20 protein-coding genes and 1 riboswitch are annotated in these 26,557 nt (G+C 70.5%); of the genes, 15 read left to right on the top strand and 5 right to left on the bottom strand.

From position 1 onward, the window contains the following. The first annotated feature begins 202 nt into the window (after positions 1 to 202). The 3 genes from HC028_RS04695 to HC028_RS04685 all read left to right on the top strand — a co-directional run bounded on the left by HC028_RS04695 (position 203) and on the right by HC028_RS04685 (position 4,397). Positions 203 to 1,927, top strand: coding sequence for a substrate-binding domain-containing protein (locus tag HC028_RS04695; protein WP_168073196.1), 1,725 nt, complete (start codon positions 203 to 205; stop codon positions 1,925 to 1,927). 143 nt (positions 1,928 to 2,070) lie between these two features. Then, on the top strand, positions 2,071 to 3,174 hold the full coding sequence (locus tag HC028_RS04690; RefSeq protein WP_239075433.1) for a phosphatase PAP2 family protein: 1,104 nt from the start codon (positions 2,071 to 2,073) through the stop codon (positions 3,172 to 3,174). Beyond that, positions 3,171 to 4,397: an APC family permease gene (locus HC028_RS04685; protein ID WP_168073195.1), complete on the top strand. Its 1,227-nt coding sequence runs from the start codon at positions 3,171 to 3,173 to the stop codon at positions 4,395 to 4,397. The genes HC028_RS04690 and HC028_RS04685 overlap by 4 nt, the downstream gene beginning before the upstream one ends. Here HC028_RS04685 and nagA read toward each other — a convergent pair whose 3' ends face one another. Beyond that, the gene (nagA, locus tag HC028_RS04680) at positions 4,398 to 5,528 is read right to left on the bottom strand and encodes an N-acetylglucosamine-6-phosphate deacetylase (protein WP_168073194.1); all 1,131 of its coding nucleotides are present in this window, start codon (positions 5,526 to 5,528) and stop codon (positions 4,398 to 4,400) included. Continuing rightward, on the bottom strand, positions 5,525 to 6,478 hold the full coding sequence (locus tag HC028_RS04675; protein ID WP_168073193.1) for an ROK family protein: 954 nt from the start codon (positions 6,476 to 6,478) through the stop codon (positions 5,525 to 5,527). The genes nagA and HC028_RS04675 overlap by 4 nt, the downstream gene beginning before the upstream one ends. Before the next feature lie 271 nt (positions 6,479 to 6,749). Here HC028_RS04675 and HC028_RS04670 point away from each other — a divergent pair, with 271 nt between their 5' ends. Continuing rightward, positions 6,750 to 7,535 carry a DeoR/GlpR family DNA-binding transcription regulator gene (locus HC028_RS04670; protein WP_168073192.1) on the top strand — a complete coding sequence of 262 codons (786 nt, stop codon included), beginning with the start codon at positions 6,750 to 6,752 and terminating at the stop codon, positions 7,533 to 7,535. Positions 7,536 to 7,575: 40 nt separating this feature from the next. Continuing rightward, entirely contained in the window at positions 7,576 to 7,914 is a 339-nt protein-coding gene (locus HC028_RS04665; protein WP_168073191.1) for a DUF3263 domain-containing protein, read from the top strand. Between the two features lie 35 nt (positions 7,915 to 7,949). On the opposite strand, the gene HC028_RS04660 is transcribed toward HC028_RS04665, so the two are convergent. Next, positions 7,950 to 10,145, bottom strand: a complete 2,196-nt coding sequence (locus HC028_RS04660) for an AAA family ATPase (protein ID WP_239075434.1) — start codon at positions 10,143 to 10,145, stop codon at positions 7,950 to 7,952. 547 nt (positions 10,146 to 10,692) lie between these two features. On the opposite strand from HC028_RS04660, the gene HC028_RS04655 reads away from it, so the two are divergent. The 8 genes from HC028_RS04655 to groL all read left to right on the top strand — a co-directional run bounded on the left by HC028_RS04655 (position 10,693) and on the right by groL (position 22,389). Then, complete coding sequence (locus HC028_RS04655; RefSeq protein ID WP_168073179.1) at positions 10,693 to 11,055, top strand: hypothetical protein; 363 nt, start codon at positions 10,693 to 10,695, stop codon at positions 11,053 to 11,055. A gap of 164 nt (positions 11,056 to 11,219) precedes the next feature. Then, positions 11,220 to 14,015 carry an alpha/beta fold hydrolase gene (locus HC028_RS04650; protein WP_168073176.1) on the top strand — a complete coding sequence of 932 codons (2,796 nt, stop codon included), beginning with the start codon at positions 11,220 to 11,222 and terminating at the stop codon, positions 14,013 to 14,015. Next, the gene (locus tag HC028_RS04645; RefSeq protein ID WP_168073172.1) at positions 14,012 to 14,893 is read left to right on the top strand and encodes an ABC transporter permease; all 882 of its coding nucleotides are present in this window, start codon (positions 14,012 to 14,014) and stop codon (positions 14,891 to 14,893) included. Before HC028_RS04650 ends, HC028_RS04645 begins: the two co-directional genes overlap by 4 nt. A 128-nt stretch (positions 14,894 to 15,021) precedes the next feature. Then, positions 15,022 to 15,149, top strand: a riboswitch (SAM riboswitch). Positions 15,150 to 15,159: 10 nt separating this feature from the next. After that, positions 15,160 to 16,440 (top strand): threonine synthase, encoded by a 1,281-nt coding sequence (gene thrC, locus HC028_RS04640; protein WP_168073170.1) that lies wholly within the window; start codon positions 15,160 to 15,162, stop codon positions 16,438 to 16,440. A 367-nt stretch (positions 16,441 to 16,807) separates the two neighbouring features. Then, positions 16,808 to 17,851: a GNAT family N-acetyltransferase gene (locus HC028_RS04635; protein ID WP_168073168.1), complete on the top strand. Its 1,044-nt coding sequence runs from the start codon at positions 16,808 to 16,810 to the stop codon at positions 17,849 to 17,851. 94 nt (positions 17,852 to 17,945) lie between these two features. Then, positions 17,946 to 19,625 (top strand): phenylacetic acid degradation protein PaaN, encoded by a 1,680-nt coding sequence (paaN, locus tag HC028_RS04630; RefSeq protein ID WP_168073166.1) that lies wholly within the window; start codon positions 17,946 to 17,948, stop codon positions 19,623 to 19,625. Between the two features lie 293 nt (positions 19,626 to 19,918). Further along, entirely contained in the window at positions 19,919 to 20,122 is a 204-nt protein-coding gene (locus tag HC028_RS04625) for a cold-shock protein (protein ID WP_167928535.1), read from the top strand. A 644-nt stretch (positions 20,123 to 20,766) separates the two neighbouring features. Further along, positions 20,767 to 22,389, top strand: coding sequence for a chaperonin GroEL (groL, locus tag HC028_RS04620; RefSeq protein WP_168073164.1), 1,623 nt, complete (start codon positions 20,767 to 20,769; stop codon positions 22,387 to 22,389). A gap of 72 nt (positions 22,390 to 22,461) precedes the next feature. On the opposite strand, the gene HC028_RS04615 is transcribed toward groL, so the two are convergent. Continuing rightward, positions 22,462 to 22,749, bottom strand: coding sequence for a hypothetical protein (locus HC028_RS04615; protein ID WP_168073162.1), 288 nt, complete (start codon positions 22,747 to 22,749; stop codon positions 22,462 to 22,464). Positions 22,750 to 22,790: 41 nt separating this feature from the next. On the opposite strand from HC028_RS04615, the gene HC028_RS04610 reads away from it, so the two are divergent. After that, the gene (locus HC028_RS04610; RefSeq protein ID WP_168073160.1) at positions 22,791 to 23,954 is read left to right on the top strand and encodes a dipeptidase; all 1,164 of its coding nucleotides are present in this window, start codon (positions 22,791 to 22,793) and stop codon (positions 23,952 to 23,954) included. Here the strand turns inward: HC028_RS04610 and HC028_RS04605 are convergent. After that, positions 23,951 to 26,332 (bottom strand): S8 family serine peptidase, encoded by a 2,382-nt coding sequence (locus HC028_RS04605; RefSeq protein WP_203981303.1) that lies wholly within the window; start codon positions 26,330 to 26,332, stop codon positions 23,951 to 23,953. The two genes, HC028_RS04610 and HC028_RS04605, sit on opposite strands and share 4 nt — an antisense overlap. Between HC028_RS04605 and HC028_RS04600 the strand changes: the two genes are divergently transcribed. Next, positions 26,331 to 26,519, top strand: a complete 189-nt coding sequence (locus tag HC028_RS04600) for a hypothetical protein (RefSeq protein ID WP_168073158.1) — start codon at positions 26,331 to 26,333, stop codon at positions 26,517 to 26,519. The genes HC028_RS04605 and HC028_RS04600 overlap by 2 nt on opposite strands. Positions 26,520 to 26,557 lie beyond the last annotated feature (38 nt).

Here is a 26,557-nt window from a genome sequence, read left to right as displayed (position 1 = left end):
ATTGCCCACAGTGATTGTATCGATACAGTCACTGATAGCTATTCGTCTATAGGGCCCGGTCTGTGCTTAAACTAGGCCGCCCACCCCTCTGTTTCTCGGCGGTAACTTTGACTGAACGTACGTGGTGCGCACCGCGCTTACTCAGGGAAATTGGGTAGCCGTGGGAGGACGCCATAGAAATCCGCGCCGCACCGGCATTGCCATGCCGGGTGCCGGCGGTCAACGTACATCCGGCGGTTTGCGCGCTGTCGCGGCGGCCGCTGCGGTCCTGGCCATCATCACGGTGAGCTGGGGCGGATACCGTCTCTTCGCATCGCCGTCGTGCTCCAACACGGTGCGCCTGACGGTCGCGGCGGCACGCGAGATCGTCCCGGCCGTGCAGAGCACCGCAGCCCAGTGGCTTGAGACCAAGCCTCAGGTCAACGACAAGTGCGTGGCGGTCGACGTGACCGCTGCCGAATCTGCTGACGTCGCGGCGGCGGTCGCCGGGCAGCACGACACCGTCCTCACCGGGGTGGGTCAGGCGAGCGGCAAGAGCAAGGTGCCGGACGTCTGGATCCCGGACTCGGGGACGTGGCTGCAGCGGCTGCGCACCGCCGGTCCGGACTGGGTGCCGGCCGATGCTCCGTCGATCGCCCGCAGCCCCGTCGTGCTCGCGATGCCCCAGCCGCTCGCGGCCACCCTCGGTTGGCCGGACAAGAAGCTGACCTGGGCTGATCTGCTGCCGAAGCTGACCTCCGACACCAGGATTCGTACCGGCATCGTCGACCCCAGTCGCGACGCGTCCGGCACCAGCGGCCTGCTCGCCCTCACGGCGGCGGCCAACGCGGCGGGCGGTGCGAACGGCCAGGCGACCCAGGTCGCGGCGCTGCGGGCGCTGGCGACCGGCAAGTCGACGCTGCGCGACGACCTGCTGGCGAAGTTCCCGCGCGCCACCGACGCCGCGTCGCTGACGAGCAGCGTCGGCGCCGCGCCGTTGTCGGAGCAGGCGGTCATCGCCTACAACAACGGACAGCCGCCGGTGCCGCTGGCCGCGGTGTTCATCGACCCGGCCCCGATGCCGCTGGACTACCCGTTCGCGGTGCTGCCCGGGCTCTCCGCCGACCAGACCAGCGCGGCGCGTGCCCTGCTGGTGACGCTGGCCGGTGACCCCTACCGCGACCGGCTGGCCAGGGTGGGCCTCCGGGCCGCCGACGGCAGCGCCGGCAGCGGCTTCACCACCACCAAGGGCGTGCCGGTGACCCCGTCGCCGGCGGTCAAGGCGCCCGATCCGCAGATTCTCGACAAGGTGCTGTCCACCTGGTCGGCCGTCACCCTGCCCGGGCGGATGCTCGCGGTCATCGACGTGTCCGGCTCGATGGCGGAGCCGGTACCCACGGCCGGCAACGCAACGCGTGAGCAGGTCACGGTGGAGGCGGCGAGGCGGGGCCTCGCCCTGTTCGACGACTCCTGGGCCATCGGCCTGTGGACGTTCTCGACCCAGCTCGAAGGTGCGAACGACTACCGCGAACTCGTGCCGGTCGGACTACTCGCCAACCAGCGTCAGCAGATTCTCGGCGCGCTCGGTGCCGTTCAGCCCAAGATCGGTGGCGCTACCGGGCTCTACGACACGGTGCTGGCCGCGTACAAGAACGTCCAGGAAGGTTGGGACCCCAGCCGGGTCAACTCGATCGTGCTCTTCACCGACGGTAAGAATGAGGATCCGCAGGGCCTCAACCTCGACCAGCTCACCGCTGAGCTGAAGAAGGTCATGGACCCGAACCGGCCCATTCAGATCATCGCGATCGGTATCGGCCCCGAGGTGAGCGAGGCCGAGCTCAAGCAGATCACGAGTACGACCGGTGGGGGCACGTTCCTCGCCCCTGACCCGTCCAAGATCGGTGAGATCTTCCTGAAGGGCATCTCGCTGCGGTCGAGCGGGCGCTGACCCTCGCCGTAGCCGAACGAACAACGCCGGCGGCCCGGAGCGTCACGCTCCGGGCCGCCGGCGTTGTTCCCTCAGGGCGGGCGACTCGGCGTGGCGGGTGGAGCCGCTTCGAGCAGCCATCGAGGCCAGGTACCGTGGCGGGCGTGCGGGCGTGGGAGATCATGGCAGGCGTGGCCGCCGGGGCGCTCGTCGCCTGGCTCGCCCTCGTGGGCGTGCTGCTGGTCGGAAAGCCGCGCGGGGGCGCGCTGCCGGAGGCACTGCGGCTGCTCCCGGATCTCCTGAGGCTGGTCGGCCGGCTCGCCGCCGACGGCACTCTGCCGTCGGGGGTACGCGGACGGCTGCTGCTGCTCGGCGGGTACCTCGCGATGCCGTTCGACCTGATACCGGACTTCGTGCCGGTTCTCGGGTACGCCGATGACGCGATCGTCGTCGCCTGGACCCTGCGCTCCGTGGCCCGGCGGGTGGGCCTGCCGGCCCTGCGGCGGCACTGGCCCGGCAGCGACGACGGCTTCGCGGCGCTCTGCCGGCTGCTGCGGTTACCGACCGACGGCTCGCCGCTGCTACCCGCGAAGCGGTCCTGGTGGGTGGATGGCGCACTGCTCGCCGGTTTCATCGCTCTCACGCTGGCGCTGACCAACGAGGCGGTCCTGGCGATTGACGTGCGCGTCGACGACTGGTGCCGGGCACACCGGCCGGAGCTGCTGTACTGGCTGGCCCGGGGCGGAAACCTGCTCGGCCAGGGAACGCCGCTGGCCGTCCTGGCGCTCGGGCTGGCGGTCGTGTTGGGGTGGCGGCGACGGTCGGTACGCCCGCTCCTGCCGGTGCTCGCCGCCGAGCTGCTCACCGGCGTCACCGTGCTCGCGCTCAAGCTCGGCCTGCACCGGGCGCCGCCCAACAACCAGAACGGCGTCGCCAACCCCGAGCGGTTGTTCAGCGACCCCGCCGGCCAGTCCTACCCGTCCGGCCACCTGGTCGTCGCGATCGTCTGGTACGGGATCATCGCGCTGCTCCTCGCGGGCATCCTCCGGGAGCAGCGGCGGTGGGCGCTCCGGGTCGTGCCGCCGGTCATCCTGTTCTTCACGACGGTCTACCTCAGTTTCCACTGGCTGACCGACTCGGTCGCCGGGCTACTGCTCGGACTGCTGCTCTACCGCCTGCTCATGCGGGCGCCCTGGGACTCGCTGCCGCTCGGCCGGCGGCTCGCCACGAGCGGCTGGGCGCGACCCGGCCTGGCTCGACAACGGTGACCACGCTCGAGCGCCGCCTGGGCGTACGCGACGCGGTGGTCCTCGGCCTGGGCTCGATGCTCGGCGCCGGGGTCTTCGTGGTCTTCGCGCCGGCCACGGCCGCCGCGGGCGGTGGGGCCGGCCTGCTGGTCGCGCTGGCGATCGCCGGGTTGGTGGCCTTCTGCAACGCCACCAGTTCGGCCCGGCTCGCGGCCCGGTATCCGGAGTCGGGTGGCACGTACGTGTACGGGCGGGAGCGCCTCGGCGAGTTTGCCGGCTACCTGGCCGGCTGGGGCTTCGTGGTCGGCAAGACGGCGAGCTGCGCGGCCATGGCCCTCACAGTCGGCCTCTACGCGGCGCCGGCCCTGGCCCGCCCGATCGCGGTCGCGGCGGTCGTCGCGCTCACCGCGGTCAACCTGCTCGGCGTCACCAAGACGGCCGGGGTGACCCGCTGGCTCGTCGCCGTCACCCTCGGCGTACTGGGAGTCGTGGTCGCGGTGGGGCTGACCCACGCGCGGGTGGTTCCGTTGGACGGCTCGGGGACCCGGCCGACCGGTGTGCTCACCGCCGCCGGGCTGCTGTTCTTCGCGTTTGCCGGCTACGCGCGGATCGCCACGCTCGGCGAGGAGGTCCGGGACCCGGAGCGCACCATTCCGCGGGCGATCCCGGTGGCGCTCGGCGCCGTTCTCGTCGTGTACGCCGTCGTCGCGGTCACCGCGCTCGCCGTCCTGGGGGCCCCGCGGCTCGCTGTGACTCCGGCGCCGCTGGCCGCCGTCGTGCAGGCTGCGGGCGTACCCGGGCTCGCCTGGCTCGTCCGGCTGGGCGCCGCCGTGGCCGTGCTCGGTGTCTTGCTGGCGCTGCTGGCCGGGGTGGCGCGTACGACGCTCGCCATGGCCCGCCGCCGTGACCTGCCGGAGTCGCTCGCCGAGATCCACCCGGCCCGGCGCGTGCCGCACCGGGCGCAGCTTCTCATCGGCGCCGTCGTGGTCGCGCTCGTCGCGCTGGCCGACGTACGCGGCGCGATCGGTTTCTCCAGCGTGACCGTACTGGTGTATTACGCGATCGCGAACGCCTCCGCGCTCACGCTTCCCGGCCGGGGACGGGTGGTACCCGCCGTTGGGCTGGTCGGCTGCGTGGTGCTGGCCGCCTCGCTGCCGTGGCACAGCGTCCTGGCCGGCGTTCTCGTGCTGTGCGCCGGCGCGCTGTGGTTTTTGGCGCGCCGACGCCACCCTCCTCTCCCATGATCATGGGAGCCGTAAGATCCAGGTGCCGGCGCGCATGACGCGCAGCACCCGCAGGTCGTCGTCGAGCACGACCAGATCGGCGCGCCGGCCGGCCTCCAGCGCACCCACGTCGCGCAGGCCGATCGCGGCCGCCGGCGTCGTGGCGGCCATGCGAACGGCGCCCTCGATTCCGATTCCGACGTTCACCGCCCGGCGGAACGCGGCGTCCATGGTCAGCGTGCTGCCCGCGATCGAACCGCCGGCGGAGAGGCGAACCACCCCACCGGCGACGGTGACGCACTGGCCGCCCAGTTCGTACTCCCCGTCCGGCATCCCCGCCGCCGACATCGCATCGGTGATGAGCGCCGCGCGCGTCGGGCCGGTGACGCGGGCGGCGAACGCGAGCATGCCGTCGTGCAGATGCACGCCGTCGGCGATGAACTCGCAGGTGACGCCCTCCGAGTCGAGCAGCGCGACCACCGGGCCCGGCTCGCGGTGGTGCGGCGGCCGCATGCCGTTGAAGACATGGGTACCGACGGTGGCGCCGGCGGCGATGCCGGCGAGAGTCTGCTCGTACGTGGCGTCGGTGTGTCCGATGGCGGCCACCACCCCGTAGGTGGCCAGCAGCGAAATGGCCTCCAGCGCGCGGGGGAGTTCCGGGGCGATGGTCACCATGCGGACCGCGCCCTCGCCGGCCTCCACCAGCCGCGACAGTTCGTCGGTAGAAGGAGAGCGCAGGTGGGCCGGGTTCTGGGCGCCGCAGCGCGGCTGCGACAGGTACGGGCCTTCGAAGTGGATACCGGCGATGACTCCCTTCGCGACCAGCGGCGCGTACGCGCGGGTCGCTGCCAGCATCAGGGCGGGCGGAGACGTGACGAGGCTGGCCAGCAGCGTCGTGGTGCCGTGCGCCAGATGAAAGCGGGCCACCCCCTTCGCCTGCTGCGCGTCCCCGGTGGTGAACGTGTACCCGCCGCCGCCGTGGGTGTGGATGTCGACGAAGCCCGGCACGATCCACGCGCCGTCGACCGTCTCCACCTGCCCGGCCGGCCGGCCGGATCCGACCGCCGCGATCGTGCCGCGCTCGACACGCACGTACCCGTCGTCGAGGATCCCGTCGGGCGTGACGATCCGCGGGCCGGCGAGAACGGTCATGGAGTCTCCTGGTCGAGCGCGTCCTGCGCGATGAGGCCGGCACCGAGGCAACCGGCTTCGTCGCCGAGCGCCGCCCGTACGAGGACAGGCTCGCGGTGGAACGTGAGCCGGGCGCGGAGAGCGGCGCCGAGCGGAGTCAGCAGCGCCTCGCCGGCTTCGGCGAGGCCGCCACCCACCACCACGGCCTCCGGGTCGAACAGTGCGAGTCCGGTGAGCAGGCCGTCGGCGAGGGCATTGATCGTATCCCGCCAGACGGCCCCGGCGATCGGATCGCCGGCGGCGGCGAGCGCCGCGACCTGATCGGCGCCGAGAGTGCGGTCGGCGCTTCCGGCGCTTCCGGCGCTTCCGGCGCGTTCGGCGTACCGCCGTGCGACCGCTGCGGCCGACGCCAGCGCTTCCAGGCAGCCGCGCAGCCCGCAGTCGCACGGCGGGCCATCGGCGCGTACCACCACGTGGCCGAGTTCGCCGGCCGCGCCGTGTGCCCCGGCGAGGACCCGGCCGTCGACGACGTGGGCCGCCGCGATGCCGGTGCCGATCGGCACGAACAGGACGTGGCGAAATCCGCGGCCCGCGCCCAGCCGGGCCTCGGCGAGCCCACCGGCGCGGACGTCGTGGCCGAGCGCCACCGGAAGCCCGAGTCGCCGGGAGATCAGCTCCCGCAGGGGCACCTCGCGGAAACCGAGGTTGGCCGACCAGACCGCCATCCCGGCCGTTTCGTCGAGGACGCCGGGCACGACGACGCCTACCGCCTCGGGTCGTAGCCCGGCGCTGACCGCCGTACGGGCCAGGCCCTCCGCGATCTCCAGAACGGTCGCGACAACCGCGTCCGGCCCGCGCTCGCGGCCGGTGGCGTGGCGCTCGCTGTGGTGTACGCGGCCCGTGGCGTCGACGAGCGCGCACTTGATGCCGGTGCCTCCCACGTCGAGGGCGACGACCACGTTGTCCGCCATACCAACTCCCGACTGCGTGGTTCGGCGCGAAAGGGGGCTGCTTCGCGCGACATTGTGCAGGAGGCCACACGCTGCCCGCTACCCCCGCAGTGATAGCGCGGCGCTATCGAGGCGCTATCGAGATCTTGGACACTTGCGCCGGCCACAGCCGGCCTAAGTGTCCAAGATCGCAACGGACAATAGGTGAAACGCGCAACGGCCGCGCTTGTCACGCGCCATTTCGCGCATTAGTGTGCACAGCACTTCGCACGATATGCGCAGGGAGGTGAGTATGGACAGGTACGCCCGCTGGAACACGCTTCTCGAGCTGCTCACCGAGAGCGGCCGGGTCACCGTGGAGGAGGCGGCCGAGCGGCTCGCCGTTTCCCAGGCCACCATCCGGCGCGACTTCGACCAGCTCGCCCAGCAACAGATGATCACCCGTACCCGCGGGGGAGCCGTGGCCAACGGCGTCTCCTACGACCTGCCACTGCGCTACAAGACCGCCAAGCACTCGGCGGAGAAGCAGCGCATCGGCGCGGCGGCGGCCGCGCTCGTCGATCCCGGCATGGTGGTCGGCCTCAACGGCGGGACGACCATGACCGAGGTGGCCCGCGCCCTCGCGGTGCGCCCGGAGTTGGCCGGCAATGCCGACGATGCCCAGTTCACCGTCGTCACCAATGCCCTGAACATCGCGAACGAACTGCTCGTACGCTCGCGCATGAAGATCGTCGTGGCCGGCGGGGTGGTGCGCCCGCAGTCCTTCGAGCTCGTCGGCCCGCTCGGCGCCAACCTGCTGCGCGAGGTGACTCTCGACGTGGCGCTGCTCGGGGTGGACGCGCTCGACGTGTCGCTCGGCGCCGCGGCCCACCACGAAGGTGAGGCCGCGATGAACAGCCTGATGGTCGGCCAGGCCCGCCGCGTCGTGATCATCGCCGACAGCTCCAAGCTTGGCGGCCACGCCTTCGCCCGCATCTGCCCGATCGACCGGATCGACACGCTGGTCACCGACTCGGGTGCCACGCCGGAGATCGTGAGCGCCTTCGAGTACGCCGGCGTGCGCGTCATCGTCGCGTAACTAGGCTGGTAACCGGCCGCGACACGAGCCGGGAGGCGACATGGAACGCGCGGAGAACGAGGCCAGGAAAGTGATTGAAGCCGAGGACGAGCCGGCTGATCCGGCCCCCGACTCGGTCGACCAGCCGCAGTCCATTTCGGACGTCGGGGCGGCCGAGCTGACCGACGGGGAGCGTGCGCTGCTCGACTTCGAGAAGCAGTGGTGGCGCCAGCCGGGCGCCAAGGAACAGGCGATCCGCGACCGGTTCGACCTGTCCCCGACCAGCTACTACCGGCTGCTCAACGCGCTGCTCGACCGGCCCGCCGCACTGGCGTACGACCCGGTGCTGGTCAACCGGCTGCAGCGGGTGCGCACCGGCCGCGGGCCGACCCGCCGTTAAAGCGGGCCGACCCGCCGTTAAAGCGGGCCGGACCGTCAGTGCGCCGCGTGCTGGCCGGCGTATGCCGCGAGCCAGGCGACCTGGTCGGGGTCGAGCGACGGCCGGACTCGTTCCCGGGCTGCTGCCACGTGCTTGGCCGTCACGGTCGACGCCTCCAGGGACTCCCGCATCGCGGCGAGCGCGGCCTCGCGGATCAGCGCCGCGCAGTCGGCCGCCGAGAAGCCCTCGAGCTTCCTGGCGAGCCGGTCCAGGTTGACGTCGTCGGCCAGCGGGACGTTCTTCGCCACCGCGCGCAGGATCTCGGCCCGGGCCGGCGCATCCGGCGGCGGCACGTAGACCAGCCGTTCGAGCCGCCCCGGCCGCAGCATCGCCGGGTCGATCAGGTCGGGACGGTTGGTGGCGCCGATGACGACGACGTTGCGCAGCGGCTCGATCCCGTCCAACTCCGTGAGCAGCGCGGCGACGACGCGGTCGGCGGTGCCCCCGTCGGTCGCGTGTCCGCGGACCGGTGCGAGCGCGTCCACCTCGTCGAGGAAGACCAGCGTCGGCGCGGCTTCCCGGGCGCGGCGGAACAGCTCGCGAACCGCCTGCTCGCTCTCGCCGACCCACTTCGACAGCAGCTCGGCGCCCTTGACCGACAGGACGTTCGCTTTACCCGTACCCGCGATCGCCTTGACCAGAAAGGTCTTGCCGCAGCCGGGCGGTCCGTACAGCAGTACGCCGCGCGGCGGCTCGATCCCCAGGCGGGCGAAAGCGTCCGGATAGGACAGTGGCCACAGCACCGACTCGGTGAGGACCTCCTTGATCTCGGCCATGTCGCCGACGTCGTCGAGGGTGAGCTTCGCGAGCTCCAACGAGTTGTCCGCCATCGACGTCGGGCGGACGACCTCCAGGGCGCCGTCGAAGTCGGCCTTCGCTACCTTCGGGCTGCGTCGCCTGGTCGACTTCTGCCGCAGCGCCGCCCGTACGCCGGCCTCGCGGATCAACGCGGCCAGGTCGGCGGCGACGAAGCCGGGGGTACGCCCGGCGATGTCGTCCAGGCGCACGTCCTCGGCCAGCGGCATGTCCCGGGTGAGGGCGGCGAGCTGCTCGCGGCGCATCGCGGCGTCCGGCAGCGGTACGCCGATCTCGTGCTCGAGCAGGCCGGGGGAGCGCAGCGCCGGATCGACCGCCTCCGGGTGGCTGGTGGTGCAGATGACGGCGACGCCGTCGCGGAGCAGGCCGCGGATCACCTGGCGGAAGACGGTCGCCAGCGGGCCGGGGGAGGTTCGCGGGACAAGGGCTTCGACGTCGGCGATGGCCAGTACGCCCGGATTTTTGATTTTTCCTGCCGCGGTCCGCAGGCGGTTGGCGGCGTCCTCGTTGGTCATCGCGGCGAGTTCGGGCGCCCAGAGGGCGGTGACCTCCGCGCCGATGCCCTCGGCAACCGCCTTCACCAGGGTCGACTTACCGGAGCCGGCAGGACCGGTGATCAGTACGCCGAGCGAGACCGTGGTGCCGAGCTTCGCGAGCACCTCACCGTGGTGGAACCCGAGGTCGAGCAGTTCGGCCAGGTCGTGTGCCTGGCTGCGGAGGCCGGGGAGGTCGTCGAGGCTCGGGCCGGCCGCCTCCACCGCGAGTGGCGCCGGCACGCTGCCCGGCTCGTGGGTGGCCGGTCCGTTCTGCCACGCGACGACGGTGTCCATTGTGACCAGTACCGCGTCCTCCGGTTCGGCAGCGGTGACGGTGACCAGGGCGCTGGTGAACCCGTACCCGATGGTGTTGGACAGGCTGCGCCGCGCGGCCTCCAGCAGGCCGCGGACGTCGTTCGCCGGGGCGACATCCTGCGGCATCAGCGACACGTTGTCGTCGACGGTGACAACCTTGCCGAGAAGCGCGAGTCTCAGCATCTCCGGGCTGACAACGGCCTGGATCTCGGCCGGGCCGGACAGGGTGACCGTACGGGCGGCCTTCACCGGCGTCGGCGCGACGGTGACCTGGCCGCCGTCCCGGGCGCCGAGGTTGCCGAGTATCAGATCGTCGGCGTAGAGCAGCGCACGACTCGCGCCGGACTCGGCGAGCGCCGCGATCCCGGCCGTGGTCCGCCGTCCAGTGAGGGTGACCGGATCGCCTGGGCGCAGGTCGAGCGCCGTGAAAACCTCGGGGTGCAGGCGGACGACACCGCGCCGGGCGTCGAGTGCGGCGGGGCGCAGGCTGGCGGTCAGGGTCAGGGATCGGGACGGTTCGGACACGATCATGAGCCTATCGTCGCCGTGCATTCATCGGCCCGTCATGCGCGCGGGTGGCGCAAGAAGTGACCGCAGGTGGCACAAGAAGTGCCTACGGGTTGCCCAAGAAGCGCCTACAGGTGGCCCGGAATCAACCGGGGGTGGCGTGTCGAATCGCGGTTGTTGGGGTCCTGCGGCGTATTCGGTGGCTACAAATAGATGAATCGTAATTACTAGATATTCACCATGATCGCAGATTGGTTTTCTGCTGCCCGCGTTGCGGGCGATACCTTTGCGTCGCGAGCAATACCTTACTGGGGCGTAAGGAAATCGGGCCGGCGCGCGGTGGCTGTCACATGAGTTGGCTGCCACATTCGCTACCGATTCGGATCCCGTCATGCGTCCCCCTGTTACGGCTAATCTGATCAGGGGTACTCGGTGACTGAAAGTATGGTTGGCGGTTACCGCGGGGTTGAGGTCCGTATCCAAACGGGTCTAGATCGGAAATCGGTGTATCACCGGGGCGTGATCCCTTCATAAAGTGCGGACGGCACGAAAGGAGCCCCTCCCCATGTCTGTGGTCTTCGACCAGAGCTCGCCGCTCGTGTGGCTGCCCATCACGGCCTTCCTGATCGCCTGCGCCGCCAACGGCGTCGCGTACCTGATCGGGTACGCGCACGGGACCAAGAACAGCAAGATCGACGCGATCCTCAACGCGCAGCGCGCCGAGCGGGAGCAGTTCCGCGGTCGCCGCCGCCGTTCGCGGGACAACGCATCCTCGCTCACCCGCCACCCGGTCCAGAACCTGCGGCCCGTCGTGAACTACGCGAACGCCGACACGGCGGTGCTGGAGCGCGTGCCGGCCGACGCCGACCAGCTCGACCTGGTGCGCGCGGGAGAATCGTCGATCAGCGAGCAGCGCCGCGGACTGTAGGCGCCGCACGACCTCCGCTTCTGGTCCGCACCCGAACGTGACTTCATAAAGGCATGGCGAACGCTGTACCTCCACACCCCACTGGGGAGTGGAGGTACAGCCGTTTTTGACACCGCCGGGGACCTTCAGGTAGCACACAGCTTCGGCGTCGTACCGTTGGCGCCATGCCGTCATCGATTCCGGCGCGACTACGTCGTGCATGGGCGCGGGTACACCTGACCCGGCGCCGCGTGGTCACGGGCTCCATCGTGCTCATCCTGCTCGCCGGCGTGATCAGTTGGGCCGCGTGGCCGGTGCCGTCAAGCTACCGCACCGAAGATCGGATGATCGCGGTCAAGACCGGACCCGGCGGTGACCAGGATGTCACCCTCGACACGCGGCTGTACCTGCCCAAGAGTGCCGATGCGAGCCACCCCGTCCCGGCGGTGCTGCTGGCGCACGGATTCGGCGGTACCAAGCTCGACTCGGTGTCCGACGCCCAGAGCCTCGCGGAGCACGGGTACGCCGTACTGACGTGGACCGCGCAGGGGTTCGGGCGTTCGACCGGTCAGATCCACCTCGACAGCCCGGACTGGGAGGTCAAGGATGCGAAGAATCTGGTGGACTGGCTAGCGAGGCGACCGGAGGTTCGCAAGGACAGCGCGAACGATCCCAGAGTCGCCGCGGTCGGCGGCTCGTACGGCGGTGGCCTGTCGCTGCTGCTGGCAGCGCATGACCGGCGCATCGACGCGATCGTACCGATGATCACGTGGAACGACCTGGCCCGAGCCTTCCTGCCGAACGGCATCGGCGGTGGGCCCGAGAACGGCGTGTTCAAGAAGCAGTGGGCAGGAATGTTCTTTGGCTCGGGCGGATCGATGGGTGGGACCGCGCCAGTGGCTCAACCGCGTGGCCCCCGTGGCGCCGACCCGTCCGCCGCGCAGTGCGGGCGGTTCGCCCTCGACGTCTGCCAGGTGTACCTGGAGATGGCCACGACCGGCCGCCCGAGCGCACGGGCGATCGACCTGCTGCGCCGCTCCAGCCCCGCGGGCGTGCTCGACCGAATCAAGGCGCCGACCCTGCTCATCCAGGGCGAGGCCGACTCGCTCTTCCCGCTGTCGGAAGCCGACGCCAACGCCAAGGGCATCGCAGCGAACGGCACGCCGGTACGCGTCGCCTGGTTCACCGGCGGCCACGACGGTGGGCAGGGGCCGCAGTCCGACCAGGACCGGGTGAAGTTCCTGACCGCGCAGTGGCTCGACCACTACCTGGCCGGTAAGGGCGCGAAACCGAACAACAGCTTCACGTACTCGCGCATCTCCGGCATCGACGCCAGCGGCGACGGCCTGGTCGCCGCCGGCTTCAACGTCGCCGACTACCCGGGTACGGGCGGCACGAAGACCGAGCGGGTCACGGTGGAGGGGCCGCCGCAGCCGGCCGCCAACCCGCCGAACGGCAACCCGGCAGCGGTCTCCTCACTCGCCGGGGTCGGCGGCGCCATCGGCAACCTCGCCAGCGGCATGACCATCGAGGTGCCAGGCCAGCACGCGGACTTCTACTCCGCGCCGCTCGCGAAGACGACGGACGTGACGGGTTCCCCGACCGTCCAGCTCAAGGTGGCCTCCCCGACGCGCGAGGCCGTGCTCTTCGTCAAGCTCTACGACGTCGACGCCAACGGCCAGCCCACCCTCCCCAACGGCCTGGTCGCCCCGGTCCGGCTGACCGGCCTGCCGACGAGCATCGACCAGGCGGTCCCGACGACGGTGACGCTGCCGGCGATCGTGCGACGGTTCGAGCAGGGTCACCGGCTGCGGATCACCGTCTCGACCTCCGACCAGTCGTACCTGAGCCCCGCAGCGCCGACCGTCTACACGGTTGCGGCGAACGGTCCGGTCACCCTGCCGACTGCGGCCGGTACGCCGCTCCAGAGTCCGTCGGTGATCTGGCGCTATGTGCTCGCGGGGCTCGTCGCCGCGATCGCGCTCGCGCTCGTCGTGCTGATCGCGCTCAGCCGCCGGCGGCTACGCCGTCGCGAGCAGACCGAGGACGAGTACGCGCAGACTCCGCTCGTCGTCCGTGGGCTGCGCAAGGAGTACGCGGACGGGTTCGTCGCGGTCAGCAAGGTCGACTTCGCCGTCGAGCGCAACACCGTCGTCGGCCTGCTCGGGCCCAACGGCGCGGGCAAGACGACGACGCTGCGCGTACTCATGGGGCTGACCTACCCGACCGCCGGCGAGATCCTGGTCTTCGGGCAGCGGCTCAAGCCCGGCGCGCCGGTGCTCAGCCGGGTCGGCGCGCTCGTCGAGGGCCCCGGCTTCCTGCCGCACCTGACCGGGTACGCCAACCTCGAGCTGTACTGGAAGGCCACCGGGCGGCCGGAGGCGGAGGCGCGCTTCGACGAGGCGCTCGACATCGCCGGCCTCGGTACCGCCGTCCACCGCAAGGTCAAGACGTACAGCCACGGCATGAAGCAGCGGCTCGCGATCGCGCAGGCGATGCTCGGCCTCCCGGAGCTGCTGGTGCTCGACGAGCCGACCGACGGTCTCGACCCGCCCCAGATCGCGGAGATGCGCAAGGTGCTGCGCCGGTACGCGACTGACGGGCGGGCCGTGCTCGTCTCCAGCCACCTGCTCGCCGAGGTGGAGCAGACCTGCACCGACGTGGTCGTCATGCACAAGGGGCAGATCGTGGCGTCCGGGCCGGTCGACGACATCGTCGGCGACTCGCCCAGCGTGCACCTGGACGTATCTGACGTGGACCTCGCCGAGAACGTGCTCGACGAGCTGGGCATCGTCCGGACGGTGGCCTGGTCGGGCGGCAACAGCCTGGTCGTCGACCTGGACGGCACGCCGCGGGCCGAGGTGGTCGCGGCGCTGGTCAAGGCAGGTATCGGCGTGGACCGGGTGGTGCCCAGGAGGCGTCTGGAGGACGCGTTCCTGGCCCTGGTCGGTGGCGACACGAAAGCGAGCGGAGAGCGATGACCACGACAGCTCCGGCGGCGCCCCCGACCGCCATGGACACCTACCGGCCCACCCGTACCTTCACGTTCGCCACCGAGTTCCGGCGGCAGGCCAGCCGACGGCGTACCCAGCTCGCGCTCGGGTTCATGGTGGTCCTGCCGCTGATCATCCTGGTCGCGTTCCAGCTCAACACCGGCGACGGCAACAATGGCCGGCGGCGGGGCGAGTTCTCCAGCCTGGTCGACCTGGCGACGGCGGGCGGCGTCAATTTCGCCCTGTTCACGGTGTTCGTGTCGGCATCGTTCCTGCTGATCGTGGTGGTCGCGCTGTTCTGCGGTGACACGGTGGCGAGCGAGGCGAGCTGGGGCAGCCTGCGATACCTGCTCGCGATCCCGGTGCCGCGCGGTCGGCTCCTCGGGGTGAAGCTCGCCGTGTCGCTGGCGTACTCCGTCATCGCGATGGTGCTCCTGCTGGGCACCGCGCTCGCCGTCGGCACCCTGCGGTACGGCTGGCACCCGCTGCGCAGCACGATCGCCGGTGACATCGCCGCGGGTGAGGCGCTGCTGCGGCTGCTGGGCATCATGGCGTATCTGGCCGTGAGCCTGCTGGTCGTCGCGGGCCTGGCGTTCCTGCTGTCGGTGACGACCGACGCGCCGCTGGGCGCGGTCGGCGGTGCCGTGCTGCTGCAGATCCTGTCGAGCATCCTCGACCAGATCACGGCGCTCGGCGCGATCCGCAGCTTCCTGCCGACGCACTTCGCCCAGGCGTGGCTGGGGCTGCTGTCGACACCGATCCAGACCGACAACCTGGTCCGGGGCTGCATCTCCGCGCTGGGCTACGCCGTGGTCTTCTTCGGGCTGGCGTGGTGGCGCTTCCTGCGCAAGGACGTCGTCAGCTGAGACCTGTCAGGAGGGTGTCCGTGCCGCACGGGCACCCTCCTGACACTGCTGGGTGACCTCACTCACGACGGGTCACGTACCGTAGCGGCGACCGCGCCTGATCTTTAGACTCGTGAGCACAACTGCATACCTCATCCAGAGGGGCTGAGGGAAACGGCCCGACGAAGCCCCGGCAACCACCACTGACGACTCGATGACGAGGTCGCGCGTGGCAGGTGCCAATTCCGTCCCGGTGCGACGCCGGGGAAGATGAGAGGAAGGCCTCTATGACGTCGACCATCGACGCGTCTCCGTTCGTCAACTCGCCCGCCCGCGCGCTGGTCTGTCGCGGCTGCGGCACCGAGTTCCCACTCGCCGCGCAGCACGCCTGTTACGAGTGTTTCGGGCCGCTTGAGGTCGCGTACGACGAGGCGGCCCTCAAGCGGGTGACCCGCGAGGAGATCGAGCGCGGCCCGGCGAACATGTGGCGGTACGCGTCGCTGCTGCCGGCCGGCCAGGACCCCGCCACCCGGGTCACGCTCGACCCGGGCTTCACCCCGCTCGTACCCGCCGCCGCGCTGGCCCGCGAGGTCGGCCTGCGCGCCCCGCTCTGGGTCAAGGACGACTCCGCCAACCCGACCCACTCGTTCAAGGACCGGGTCGTGTCGGTCGCCCTCACCGCCGCGCGTGCCCTGGGCTTCGACCGGTACGCCTGCGCGTCGACCGGCAACCTGGCCAACTCGGTCGCCGCGCACGCCGCCCGTGCCGGGGTGCCGTCGATGGTCTTCATCCCGTCCGACCTCGAGCAGGGCAAGGTGGTCACCACGGCCGTGTACGGCGGTGACGTGGTGGCGATCGACGGCTCGTACGACGACGTCAACCGGCTGTGCTCGGAGCTGACCGAGACCGACGAGTTCGAGACGACCGCGTTCGTCAACGTCAACGTCCGGCCGTTCTACGCCGAGGGCTCGCGCACGCTCGGGTACGAGGTCGCCGAGCAGCTGGGCTGGCGGATCCCGGAGCAGGTCGTCATCCCGATGGCCAGCGGCGAGCTGCTGACCAAGGTGGACAAGGCGTTCACCGAGCTCGTCGAGATCGGCCTGGTCGAGGCGCCGGCCAACGGGTGGCGGGTGTACGGCGCCCAGTCCGCCGGCTGCAACCCGATCGCGCTGGCGCTGCACGAAGGTCGCGAGGACATCATCCCGCAGAAGCCGACGGGCATCGCCAAGTCGCTCAACATCGGCGACCCGGCCGCCGGCGTGTACGCCCTCGAGTCGGTCCGCCGCACGGGTGGCTGGATGGCGTACGCCGACGACGAGGAGATCCGCGACGCGATCCGGCTGCTCGCCCGTACCACCGGCATCTTCGCCGAGACGGCGGGTGGGACCACGGTGGCGGCGCTGCGGAAGCTGGTCGCCGAGGGAAAGCTGGACCCGGACGCCGAGACCGTCGTGTACAACACCGGCGAAGGGTTGAAGACCCTTGACGCGGTGGCCGACCGGGTGGGGCCCACGTACCGGGTGAAGCCGTCGCTGCGGGCGGTCCGCGAGGCCGGCTTGCTGGGATGAATTTCCACCATCTGTAAAGGATGAAGAAGTTTATCTATATCTTTCACGTGCAGGAGCGCCCGTTTCGGGCGCTCCTGCCGTAGCATTCGCCCCCTTCTGCGGAAGGAATGGCCGGCTGCGCAGAGTGTTGGGCCGGTGGCTTGCCGTTGAAGATCTGGCATCGGAGGCCTTGACTGCGCCTTGCCCTGGCGGCACGATTTTCGGTGCGGGAGGACGCGTCGCCGCGAGGCCGCCGATCCGTTCGGCAGGCCCGCGACCGCAGCGCCGGAGGCGTTGTGCGAGCGTCCTCTCGACCATTTCCGGGGAAAGCTCGGTCTAGGAAAAATTCACTCGCGTGCCAGGCTCCGTCCGGCGCACCCTGCCGGGTATGACCATCAGTACCCGTACCTTCCGCGTCGTCGAGCTTGACCCCGCCGACCCGGCCGCCCTCGACGCGTCGTACGCCATCCGGAGCGCGGCGCGGGCCCACGACGTTCCCGACTTTCCGCCGCCGTGCCGACACGCCCACGACGTGGTCTTCCGGGTTCCATGGCCGCACGAGGTCATGGCGGCGTGGCTGGTCCACGACGGTGACCGGCCGGTCGGCGTCGCGGATGTCAGGCTGCCCCAGCGCGACAACTTCGACAACGCCTGGTGCGACCTCAACGTCCACCCCGATCATCGTCGGCGTGGTGCCGGCTGGGCCCTCTACGAACACGTCGCCGAATACGTCCGAGCCGCTGGCCGCGCCCGGCTGATGGGTGACGCGGTCGAGGCCTTGCCGGACGGGGCCGACCTGCCGGGGTCAGCGGGCGGGTTCGCCCGGGCGGTGGGCGCGCGCGACGCGCTCCGCGAGGTCCGGCGCCGGCTCGATCTGTCCAGCGTGGACGCCGAGCGGTACGACCGGTTGCTGGCCGACGCGTGGCGGCGCGCCGATGGGTACTCGCTGGTGCGGTGGCGGGAGCGCACCCCGGAGGAGTACCTGGCCGACGTGGCCTATCTCGGCAGCCGATTGATGGCCGACGCCCCGATGGGTGACCTCGAGTGGGAGCCGGAGAACATCGATGCCGAGCTGCAGCGCGCGATGGACGAGACCCGGGTCGGCCACGGGACCCGGTGCTACAACGCGGGCGTACGGCACGACGCGACCGGCCGGATCGTCGCCCGCACGGAACTTGTCATGGAGCATTCGGCGCGCGACCACGCCTGGCAGAAGATCACGCTCGTCGACCCAGCACACCGGGGTCACCGGCTCGGCACGATCGTGAAGGCCGTCAACCTCCGGTACGCGCTCGCCCACGAGCCCGCCCTGCGCTTCGTCGACACCTGGAACGCCGCGGTCAACGACCACATGATCTCGATCAACGAGGCGCTGGGATTCCGGCCGGTGGACGTCTGGGTCAACTGGCAGCGGGAGGTCGGTCGCGGCTGACGTCGGCGTAGTAGGCGACGCACGATGCGCGAACTGCCGACCGGGCACGAATCGAATCTGTCCACGGCCCCGGGGCAGCCGGCAGGATGACGTCATGAGCCAACCTCATTCCCTCTACGGCAAGCATGCCGCCACCCTCGACCAGGCTCTCACCGCGATCCGGGACCGTGGCTACTGGTCGGCCTTCAACGAATCGCCCAGCCCCCGGGTGTACGGCGAGGACGCCGCGCCCCGGGGCAAAGCCGCGTTCGACGCGTACCTCGGTGCGGACTTTCCGCTGGACCAACCGGGTACCACCGGCCGGGTCGCCACCGAGAAGAGCCCCTTCGGCATCCGGCTGGACGTCCGCTACCCGCACGCGGGAGCCGACGCGCTGCTGGCCGCTGCCGCCGCGGCCCTGCCGGCCTGGCGCGATGCCGGCCCGCAGACCCGCGTCGGGGTCTGCCTGGAGATCCTCGCCCGGCTGTCCGAGAACATCTTCGAACTGGCCAACGCCGTGCAGTTCACCAGCGGGCAGGCGTTTGTCATGGCGTTCCAGGCCGGCGGCGCGCACGCGCTCGACCGGGCGCTCGAAGCGTTGGCGTACGCGTACGCGGAGATGACGCGTACGCCGGCAGAGGCTCACTGGGAGAAGCCGGCGGGCGCCAAAGGCTCGGCTGAGCCGCTCCGATTGATGAAGACATGGCACATCGTGCCGCGCGGCATCGGGCTCGTCATCGGCTGCAACACGTTCCCCACCTGGAACTCGTACCCGGGCCTGTTCGCCTCGCTGGTTACCGGAAACCCGGTCATGATCAAGCCGCATCCGCGCGCCGTCCTCCCGCTCGCCATCACCGTCAAGCACGCCCGGGAGGTCCTCGCCGAGGCCGGGTTCGATCCGAACCTGGTGACCCTCGCGGCCGAGGAGTCGGGGGAGGGTCTCGCGAGCGTGCTGGCGCTGCGGCCCGAGGTGAGGATCGTCGACTTCACCGGGTCGACCGAGTACGGCGACTGGCTGGAGGCGAACGCCCGGCAGGCCGTGGTCTACACGGAGAAGGCGGGAGTCAACACCGTCATCGTCGACGGATGCGACAACTTCGCCGGAATGTGCAACAACATCGCCTTCTCATTGGTCCTCTACAGCGGACAGATGTGTACCGCGCCGCAGAACATCCTCATTCCGCGCGAAGGCATCGCCACCGAGGCCGGCCACAAGAGTTTCGACGAGGTCGCCGGGGGTATCGCAGCGGCGGTCGGAAAGCTGACCGGCGACCCGGCCCGAGCCGTCGAGTTGACCGGCGCCATCGTCAACGATGGCGTTTTGGAGCGGCTGGAACGGGTCCGCGATTCGGGCGAGATCCTGCTCGATTCGCAGGAGGTCACCCATCCGGCATTCGGTGACGCGGTCGTGCGTACCCCGGTGGTTATCAAGCTCGACGCGGACAGTGAGCAGACATACGGCGAGGAGTGGTTCGGACCCATCTCGTTCGTCGTCGCTACGGATTCCACACAGCACAGTCTTGAGGTCTTCCGGCGGACCGTGGGGCGGCGCGGTGCCCTTACCGCGTCGGTGTACTCGTGCGATGACAAGGTCTTGGAATTCGCGGAGCGGGCGGCGCTAGATGTCGGAGTGCACCTTTCGGCAAACCTGACAGATGGGGTCTTCGTCAACCAGTCGGCAGCCTTCTCCGACTTCCATGGCAGCGGTGCCAACGCGGCGGCGAACTCCGTTCTCACCGACGGCGCGTACGTGGCCAGTCGGTTCCGGATCGTACAGTCGCGCCGGCACGCGTAGGCCCAGCCACGGAATCAGTAATAGACATTTATCGATGCCGCGGTGGAGCAAAGACTACCCGGTATTCCAGCTCTCTAACCGCTATCCGTTGAGATGATCGCGAATCTGGAGGTTAGTCTGGCTGTCCGATTTGGGGCTGTACGGGGTTGGGAGGCCTCGTGTAGCGTGCGTGATCGGTCGTCGTTCGTCGTCTGTGTCCATTGGGGGCACAGCGAGGCACCGACGGCTCCGGCGTCGCGCCGCGTCGTCGGGGGTTGGCAATACCCAGCACCACCGAAGTGAGGAAGTGCACCGTGGCACAGGGCACCGTCAAGTGGTTCAACAGCGAGAAGGGCTACGGCTTCATTGCCGTCGACGGGGGGCAGGACGTTTTCGTCCACTTCTCGGCGATCCAGATGGACGGCTACAAGACGCTGGAGGACGGTCAGCGAGTCGAGTTCGAGATCGCGCAGGGCAACAAGGGCCCGCAGGCAGAGAACGTCCGACTCGCCTCTTGACCACTACTCCAGACTCGCACCACTTCTAGGACACCGTTCCTCTGTCGGGGAACGGTGTCCTTCGTTTCCGCCTCCCCGAGCTACCGGAATCACCGAGCCCCTTCGTGTCACCGCACCGCAGCCGCGGCTGCGGTGCCTTGTCGTTTGTTGCTTGATCGCGCAACTTGGTCGGAAAGTTGTTGTCGCTGTTGGTACTAACGGCGCAGCTTCGGGGAAGTTGCGGGCTGTGTGGACGGAATTGGCCACTCTGCGGTCAAGTGCTGCCCATGGGGGCCTATGTCCCACGCGGGTGACCGTCTATGGACCCGGCGGCTGGTGGTCGGGGGCTGGAACGCGTGCGGAGCGTCGGACGGCCACCCACCGTTTGCTTGCACTCTCGGGTGGAGAGTGCTAAACAAGTCACTGGCACTCGGAACCATCGAGTGCCAAAGGTCGGGGTCGGTGGGGTCACCGGCCGTGGCCGGGCCGTCCGGCGGTTGACGCCGAGCGGGCCGGGTGCGGCAGGGGACCGGTCGTCGCGGGCTATCCGGTCCGGCCTACGAGGGTCCTTCCGTGCCGCGGAGGGACCGCCGAAGGTGCGTGAGCAGCGGAGCGTGGCTGTAAACCAGCGCGAGCCGTGACTGTGTCCAGGAGGACAACGCCGAATGGCCAAGACAATTGCGTTCGAGGAAGAGGCGCGCCGCGGTCTCGAGCGGGGAATGAACATCCTCGCCGACGCCGTGAAGGTGACGCTGGGCCCTAAGGGCCGCAACGTCGTCCTCGAGAAGAAGTGGGGCGCCCCCACGATCACCAACGACGGTGTGAGCATCGCCAAGGAGATCGAGCTCGAGGACCCCTACGAGAAGATCGGCGCCGAGCTGGTCAAGGAGGTCGCCAAGAAGACCGACGACGTGGCCGGTGACGGCACGACGACGGCGACCGTCCTGGCTCAGGCGCTCGTCCGCGAGGGCCTGCGCAACGTCGCGGCCGGCGCGAACCCGATAGCCCTCAAGCGGGGGATCGAGTCCGCCGTCGCCGCCGTGGCCGAAGAGCTGGCCAAGATCTCGAAGGACGTCGAGACCAAGGAGCAGATCGCGTCGACCGCGTCGATCTCCGCCGGTGACCCCACCGTCGGTGAGATCATCGCCGAGGCGATGGACAAGGTCGGCAAGGAAGGCGTCATCACCGTCGAGGAGAGCAACACCTTCGGCCTGGAGCTTGAGCTCACCGAGGGTATGCGCTTCGACAAGGGCTACATCTCTCCGTACTTCTGGACCGACCCGGAGCGGATGGAGACCGTCCTCGACGACCCCTACATCCTGATTTACAACGGCAAGATCTCGTCGGTGAAGGATCTGCTCCCGCTGCTGGAGAAGGTCATGCAGTCGGGCAAGCCGCTGACGATCATCGCCGAGGACGTCGAGGGCGAGGCGCTCGCCACCCTGGTCGTCAACAAGGTGCGCGGCACCTTCAAGTCCGTCGCCGTCAAGGCGCCGGGCTTCGGCGACCGCCGCAAGGCCATGCTGGGCGACATCGCCGTCCTGACCGGCGGTCAGGTCATCAGCGAGGAGATCGGCCTCAAGCTCGAGACCGCCACGCTCGACATGCTGGGCCGCGCCCGCAAGGTCGTCGTCACCAAGGACGAGACCACGATCGTCGACGGCGCCGGTGACCCCGACCAGATCCAGGGCCGGGTCAACCAGATCCGGGCCGAGATCGAGAAGAGCGACTCCGACTACGACCGGGAGAAGCTGCAGGAGCGTCTGGCCAAGCTGGCCGGCGGTGTTGCGGTGATCAAGGTCGGCGCGGCGACCGAGGTCGAGCTCAAGGAGCGCAAGCACCGCATCGAGGACGCCGTTCGCAACGCGAAGGCGGCCGTCGAGGAGGGCATCGTCCCCGGTGGTGGCGTCGCGCTGGTGCAGGCCGGCAAGTCCGCGTTCGACAAGCTGGACCTGAACGCCGACGAGGCGACCGGTGCCCAGATCGTCCGCATCGCGTTGGACGCTCCGCTGCGCCAGATCGCTGCCAACGCCGGCCTCGAGGGTGGCGTCGTGGTCGACAAGGTGCGCAACCTGCCGGTTGGGCACGGTCTCGACGCGGCGACCGGCGAGTACGTCGACATGCTGGCCGCGGGCATCATCGACCCGGCCAAGGTGACGCGCTCCGCGCTGCAGAACGCGGCGTCGATCGCGGCTCTGTTCCTGACCACTGAGGCTGTGGTCGCGGACAAGCCCGAGAAGGAGAAGGCCGCGGCGGGTGCGCCCGGCGGCGGCGAGATGGACTTCTAAAGAAGTCTGAATCCTCGCGAGGGGGTGGCCCGTCCGGGCCACCCCCTCGTCGCTTGCCCCGGCGCTCACCGATCATGAGGAGCCGGCGGAGCCGCGGGAGCTGGGGGCGGTGCCGGTCGGGCTGTACGGGTCGGTGAGTCCGCTGTTGGTCACCGGCTCCACCTCGGTCGGCGGCCTCGACTCACCGGTGTCCGTCACCATCTCGGTCAGGGTGGTCGTGGTCGGGTCGGACGGTGCCGGCTGCTCCGGGACGTGGACATCCGGCACGCTGGAGCCACTCGGCTCGCCGGCATGGCGACTGCCGGCGACGCCCGACTCGCCAGTCGCCCGGTACGGGCTGGGGTCACGCGGTTCGGTCATGTGGGCGTATTACCCAAAGGCCCGGTAACGTATCTCCCACGATGAGCGAGCCGATCTTTGACGGGCACAACGACCTGGCCTGGGAGTTACGCCGCCGGGTGCGCTACGACTTCGACGCGCTCGACATCGCCGTTGATCAATCGGCCTGCGGGCTACACACCGACCTGCCCCGCCTGCGCGCGGGCCGCGTCGGCGCCCAGTTCTGGTCGGTCTATGCCCCCTGCGAGCCGGATGGCCAGGCCGCGGTGTCCGCGACCCTCGAACAGGTCGACGCCGTACGGCGGCTCGTGACGCGCTACCCCGCGGAGCTCGCGCTGGCGACCACTGCCGACGAGGTCGAGCGGGCTCGCGCCGAGGGGCGCGTGGCCTCGCTGCTGGGCGCGGAGGGCGGCCACTCGATCAACTGTTCCCTCGGCACGCTGAGGATGCTGTACGAGCTGGGGGTCCGGTACCTGACGCTCACCCACGTGCGGAACACGCCGTGGGCCGACAGCGCCACCGACGAGGCGAAAGTCGGCGGCTTGTCACCCTTCGGCCACGAGGTCGTACGCGAGATGAATCGCCTCGGCATGCTCGTCGACCTGTCGCACGTGGCCCCGAGCACCATGCACGCCGCGCTGGACACGTCCCGGGCGCCGGCCTTCTTCTCGCACTCGTCGGCCCGGGCGCTGTGCGATCACCCGCGTAACGTGCCAGACGACGTGCTCACCCGGGTACGCGACACCGGTGGCGTCGTGATGGTGACCTTCGTGCCGGGCTTCCTCACCGAGGAGGGCCGGGCGTGGATGGCCGAGATGGGCGACGCGGTGGAGCGCCTGGCGGAGGCGTACCCGGACGGCAGCCCGGCCTGGTACGCCGCGCGCGCGGACTGGCTACGGGACAACCCGCGGCCGCCGTGCACGGTGGCGGACGTCGCTGACCACATTGAGCGTGTACGGGAGGTCGCAGGGGTGGACAACGTCGGGCTGGGAAGCGACTTCGACGGCTGTTCGAGCCCGCCGGACGGGCTGACCGACGTGTCGGGCTACCCGACGCTGCTCGATGAGCTGTCCAACCGCGGCTGGTCCGAAGCCGAGCTCAGCAAGCTCACCTGGAACAACATCCTGCGGGTCATGCGCGAGACCGAGTCGGTGGCCGCGCGGATCCGCCAGCAGTGCGGGCCGTCGGACGCCACGATCGAGCAGCTGGACCAGGAGCAGGACTAGCGGATTTCCGCAGCCACCCGGGTCGCCCGGTACGCGTCGACCAGCCCGGTGCCGACCAGGTCCGCCGGGTTGCCGCAGTTCTCCGCTGGCGCCGATGCCGGCCGCGTGGTCGTACGCAGGATGTCCCGCGTACGCGGGATGTCGCCGATCAGCCGCGGGTTGGCCGACCACAGCAGCGCCACCACGCCGGCCACGTGCGGGGTCGCCATGGACGTGCCGCTCTCCGTGCCGTAGCTACCGCCGGGTAGCGCGGACAGGATGTCGACGCCCGGAGCCACGATGTCCGGCTTTGTTCGGCCGTCGGGCGTGGGGCCGCGGCTGGAGAAGTCGGCGAGCCGGTCGGAGCGGTTGACCGCGCCGACGGTCATCGTCTCCGGATAGGGCGCCGGCGGGTCGACCACGGACCGGCACGCCGGACCGGTGTTGCCGGCGGCGGCGACCACGAAGATGCCCGCGGCCGTCAGCCCCTCGATCGCCGGCCGCAGCGACCGCAGGTCGCAGCCTTCCAGCCGGGTGCAGCCCCACGAGTTGGTCAGGACGTGGGGCGCCCGCTCGGGCCGGCCGTCGCGCAGCGGATCCGCGCCGTACGGGAACGGCGCGAGCATGAACTGCAGGCAGTCGAGGTACCGGGCCGGGCTGCCCAGGTTGCGTTCGAGGTTGACGCAGCCGACCCAGTGCGCCCCGGGTGCGACCCCGACGTTCTGCCCGCCGACCGCGGTGCCGAGCGTGTGCGTGCCGTGGCCGCCGTGGTCGACCGGGGCGCGGGTGTGCGACCACGGGTCGTACCAGGAGTCGGCGCCGCCGCGGAACCGGTCGGCCAGGGCGGGGTGGGCGCCGTCGACGCCGGAGTCCGAGGTGCCGACGAGGATTCCGGCGCCGGTCACGCCCAGCTCCCGCCACACCCGGTCGGCGCCGATCATCGACAGGTTCCACTGCGGGCCGGCGGGTGCGGGCTGGCTGCCGCGCATGACCGGGGCCGGCTCCGGGATCGGGCGTACGCGCGGGCTGTCGAGGATCTGCGCGACCTCCGCCCGGGTGCTCAGCCAGGCGCGTACGGGCTCGCCGCCGTCCACCTCGAGGGCGTTGACGAGGTAGTACGGCGTGTAGCCGATGTGCAGCCCGCTCAGGTCACGGCGGAGCGCCGCCTGGGTGGAGTTCGCGTTGGCCACCAGCCGGTGATAGGTCTCCCGAAGTCGGGCGTCGCGGTTGCCGATCACGTCCAATCCGGACAGGTCGGCCTGCTGCTTCAGGACGACGAAGAGGCGGTCACCGTACGTGCCGGGCTGGCCGGTACCGAGGTAGACGGCGACGCCGGCGACCGCGACGACGCCGGCGACCGCGGCCGCGAGCCACCGGCGCGGTACGACGCCGCGGCCGAGGCTCAGCGCGTACCCGAGGTCGACGAGTAGCCCGACGGCGAGCGACCCGACCGCGGCGGCCAGGATCCACCGCGGGGCGTCCGCAACGCCGAGCACGATGGTGGTCTCCTGCGGGTCGGCGAGGGCGAGCGGGCCCACCGCCGCTGCCGCGACCAGCCAGCCGACGGGCCGGGCGGACCCCGAGGCGCGGTACAGGCTGGCGGCGGCGAAGCCGAGCGGCGGCAGTACGAACAGTTCGGCGAGGGCGATGCCGGAAGCGCCCGTGGTCGCCGCGATCGCGGTCAGCGCCACGGCCGCGATGGGGCCGCCGACGCCCACCTGGAACCAGGGGGAACCGTGGCGCGGCAGGAGGGCGTCGATCACGCTCGCCGCGAGGAACCCGATCGCGGCCGCCGCCGCGAGGGCGAGCACCGTCTCGGGAACCCCGCCGAGCGCGCCCAGCGCCAGCCACGGCAGCAGCGCGGCGAGACCGGCGGCGAGCCCGAGCAGATCCGCCCGGAAATCGCTTTCGGGGCGGGGTTCCCGACGGCGTCCCCGACGCTGGACCAGGCGCAGCAGGGCAGCCACCACAGCCCCGCCGACCGCGAGCAGCAGCAGGTAGAGCTCGTGCCGGGAGATCGGAACACCGGCGCGCACGACGCCCAGCACGACGGCCGCCACAACCGCCCGGGTCCACAGGCGACCGGCCGCCCGTACGGCCGGCATCCGGGGCACGACGGCGAGTAGCAGCGCGGGTACGCCGGCGAGCAACCCGGACAGGAGCGTGCTGACCAGCCAGCCCCAGCGCGGCAGCTCGCGTCCGGACGTCACGGCGAAGGCCTGTTCGATCCCCCACGCGAGGACCTGGCCGGCGGCCATGACGGTGGCGATCCAGAGGCCGCCGAGCACCGCGAGCAGCACAGTGACCGGACCGCGCCAACCGTCGGTCGGCCGGTTGGGCGGGGGTGGCGGCTGCTGCGGCGGCCAGGTCGCGGTCGGTGGCGGCTCCGGTGCGGACATGTCTGAACGGTACGACGCTGGGGCTTCGCCCAGCGGCGCCGCGCGACATCCTGGGAGTAAGCAGGGTTTAAACCTGGAATTGGTAAAGAAGCGCTTTGCCGCGCCGCTTCTTATTCCGACCATTGTTTGGGGCCGGCGACAACCCTTGCGTATGGTCGTCGATGTAGAGATCGACACGTTCCGCTGAGTCCGAAAACGAGCCGCACCCGTTGTTCGCTGTTTCGG

This window comes from Planosporangium flavigriseum, from assembly GCF_011947225.1.
GTDB lineage: Bacteria > Actinomycetota > Actinomycetes > Mycobacteriales > Micromonosporaceae > Planosporangium > Planosporangium flavigriseum.
This window is presented reverse-complemented; position numbering and strand designations above follow the sequence as displayed.

Excerpts from the sequence above, each read along its gene's own strand:
- HC028_RS04695 (WP_168073196.1), top strand. The coding sequence starts at position 203 with ATGCCGGGTGCCGGCGGTCAACGTACATCCGGCGGTTTGCGCGCTGTC.
- HC028_RS04615 (WP_168073162.1), bottom strand. The coding sequence starts at position 22,749 with ATGACCGAACCGCGTGACCCCAGCCCGTACCGGGCGACTGGCGAGTCG.
- HC028_RS04670 (WP_168073192.1), top strand. The coding sequence starts at position 6,750 with ATGGACAGGTACGCCCGCTGGAACACGCTTCTCGAGCTGCTCACCGAG.
- HC028_RS04635 (WP_168073168.1), top strand. The coding sequence starts at position 16,808 with ATGACCATCAGTACCCGTACCTTCCGCGTCGTCGAGCTTGACCCCGCC.
- thrC (WP_168073170.1), top strand. The coding sequence starts at position 15,160 with ATGACGTCGACCATCGACGCGTCTCCGTTCGTCAACTCGCCCGCCCGC.
- HC028_RS04665 (WP_168073191.1), top strand. The coding sequence starts at position 7,576 with ATGGAACGCGCGGAGAACGAGGCCAGGAAAGTGATTGAAGCCGAGGAC.
- HC028_RS04605 (WP_203981303.1), bottom strand. The coding sequence starts at position 26,332 with ATGTCCGCACCGGAGCCGCCACCGACCGCGACCTGGCCGCCGCAGCAG.
- HC028_RS04650 (WP_168073176.1), top strand. The coding sequence starts at position 11,220 with ATGCCGTCATCGATTCCGGCGCGACTACGTCGTGCATGGGCGCGGGTA.
- HC028_RS04610 (WP_168073160.1), top strand. The coding sequence starts at position 22,791 with ATGAGCGAGCCGATCTTTGACGGGCACAACGACCTGGCCTGGGAGTTA.
- paaN (WP_168073166.1), top strand. The coding sequence starts at position 17,946 with ATGAGCCAACCTCATTCCCTCTACGGCAAGCATGCCGCCACCCTCGAC.
- nagA (WP_168073194.1), bottom strand. The coding sequence starts at position 5,528 with ATGACCGTTCTCGCCGGCCCGCGGATCGTCACGCCCGACGGGATCCTC.
- HC028_RS04655 (WP_168073179.1), top strand. The coding sequence starts at position 10,693 with ATGTCTGTGGTCTTCGACCAGAGCTCGCCGCTCGTGTGGCTGCCCATC.
- HC028_RS04600 (WP_168073158.1), top strand. The coding sequence starts at position 26,331 with ATGTCTGAACGGTACGACGCTGGGGCTTCGCCCAGCGGCGCCGCGCGA.
- HC028_RS04675 (WP_168073193.1), bottom strand. The coding sequence starts at position 6,478 with ATGGCGGACAACGTGGTCGTCGCCCTCGACGTGGGAGGCACCGGCATC.
- HC028_RS04645 (WP_168073172.1), top strand. The coding sequence starts at position 14,012 with ATGACCACGACAGCTCCGGCGGCGCCCCCGACCGCCATGGACACCTAC.
- groL (WP_168073164.1), top strand. The coding sequence starts at position 20,767 with ATGGCCAAGACAATTGCGTTCGAGGAAGAGGCGCGCCGCGGTCTCGAG.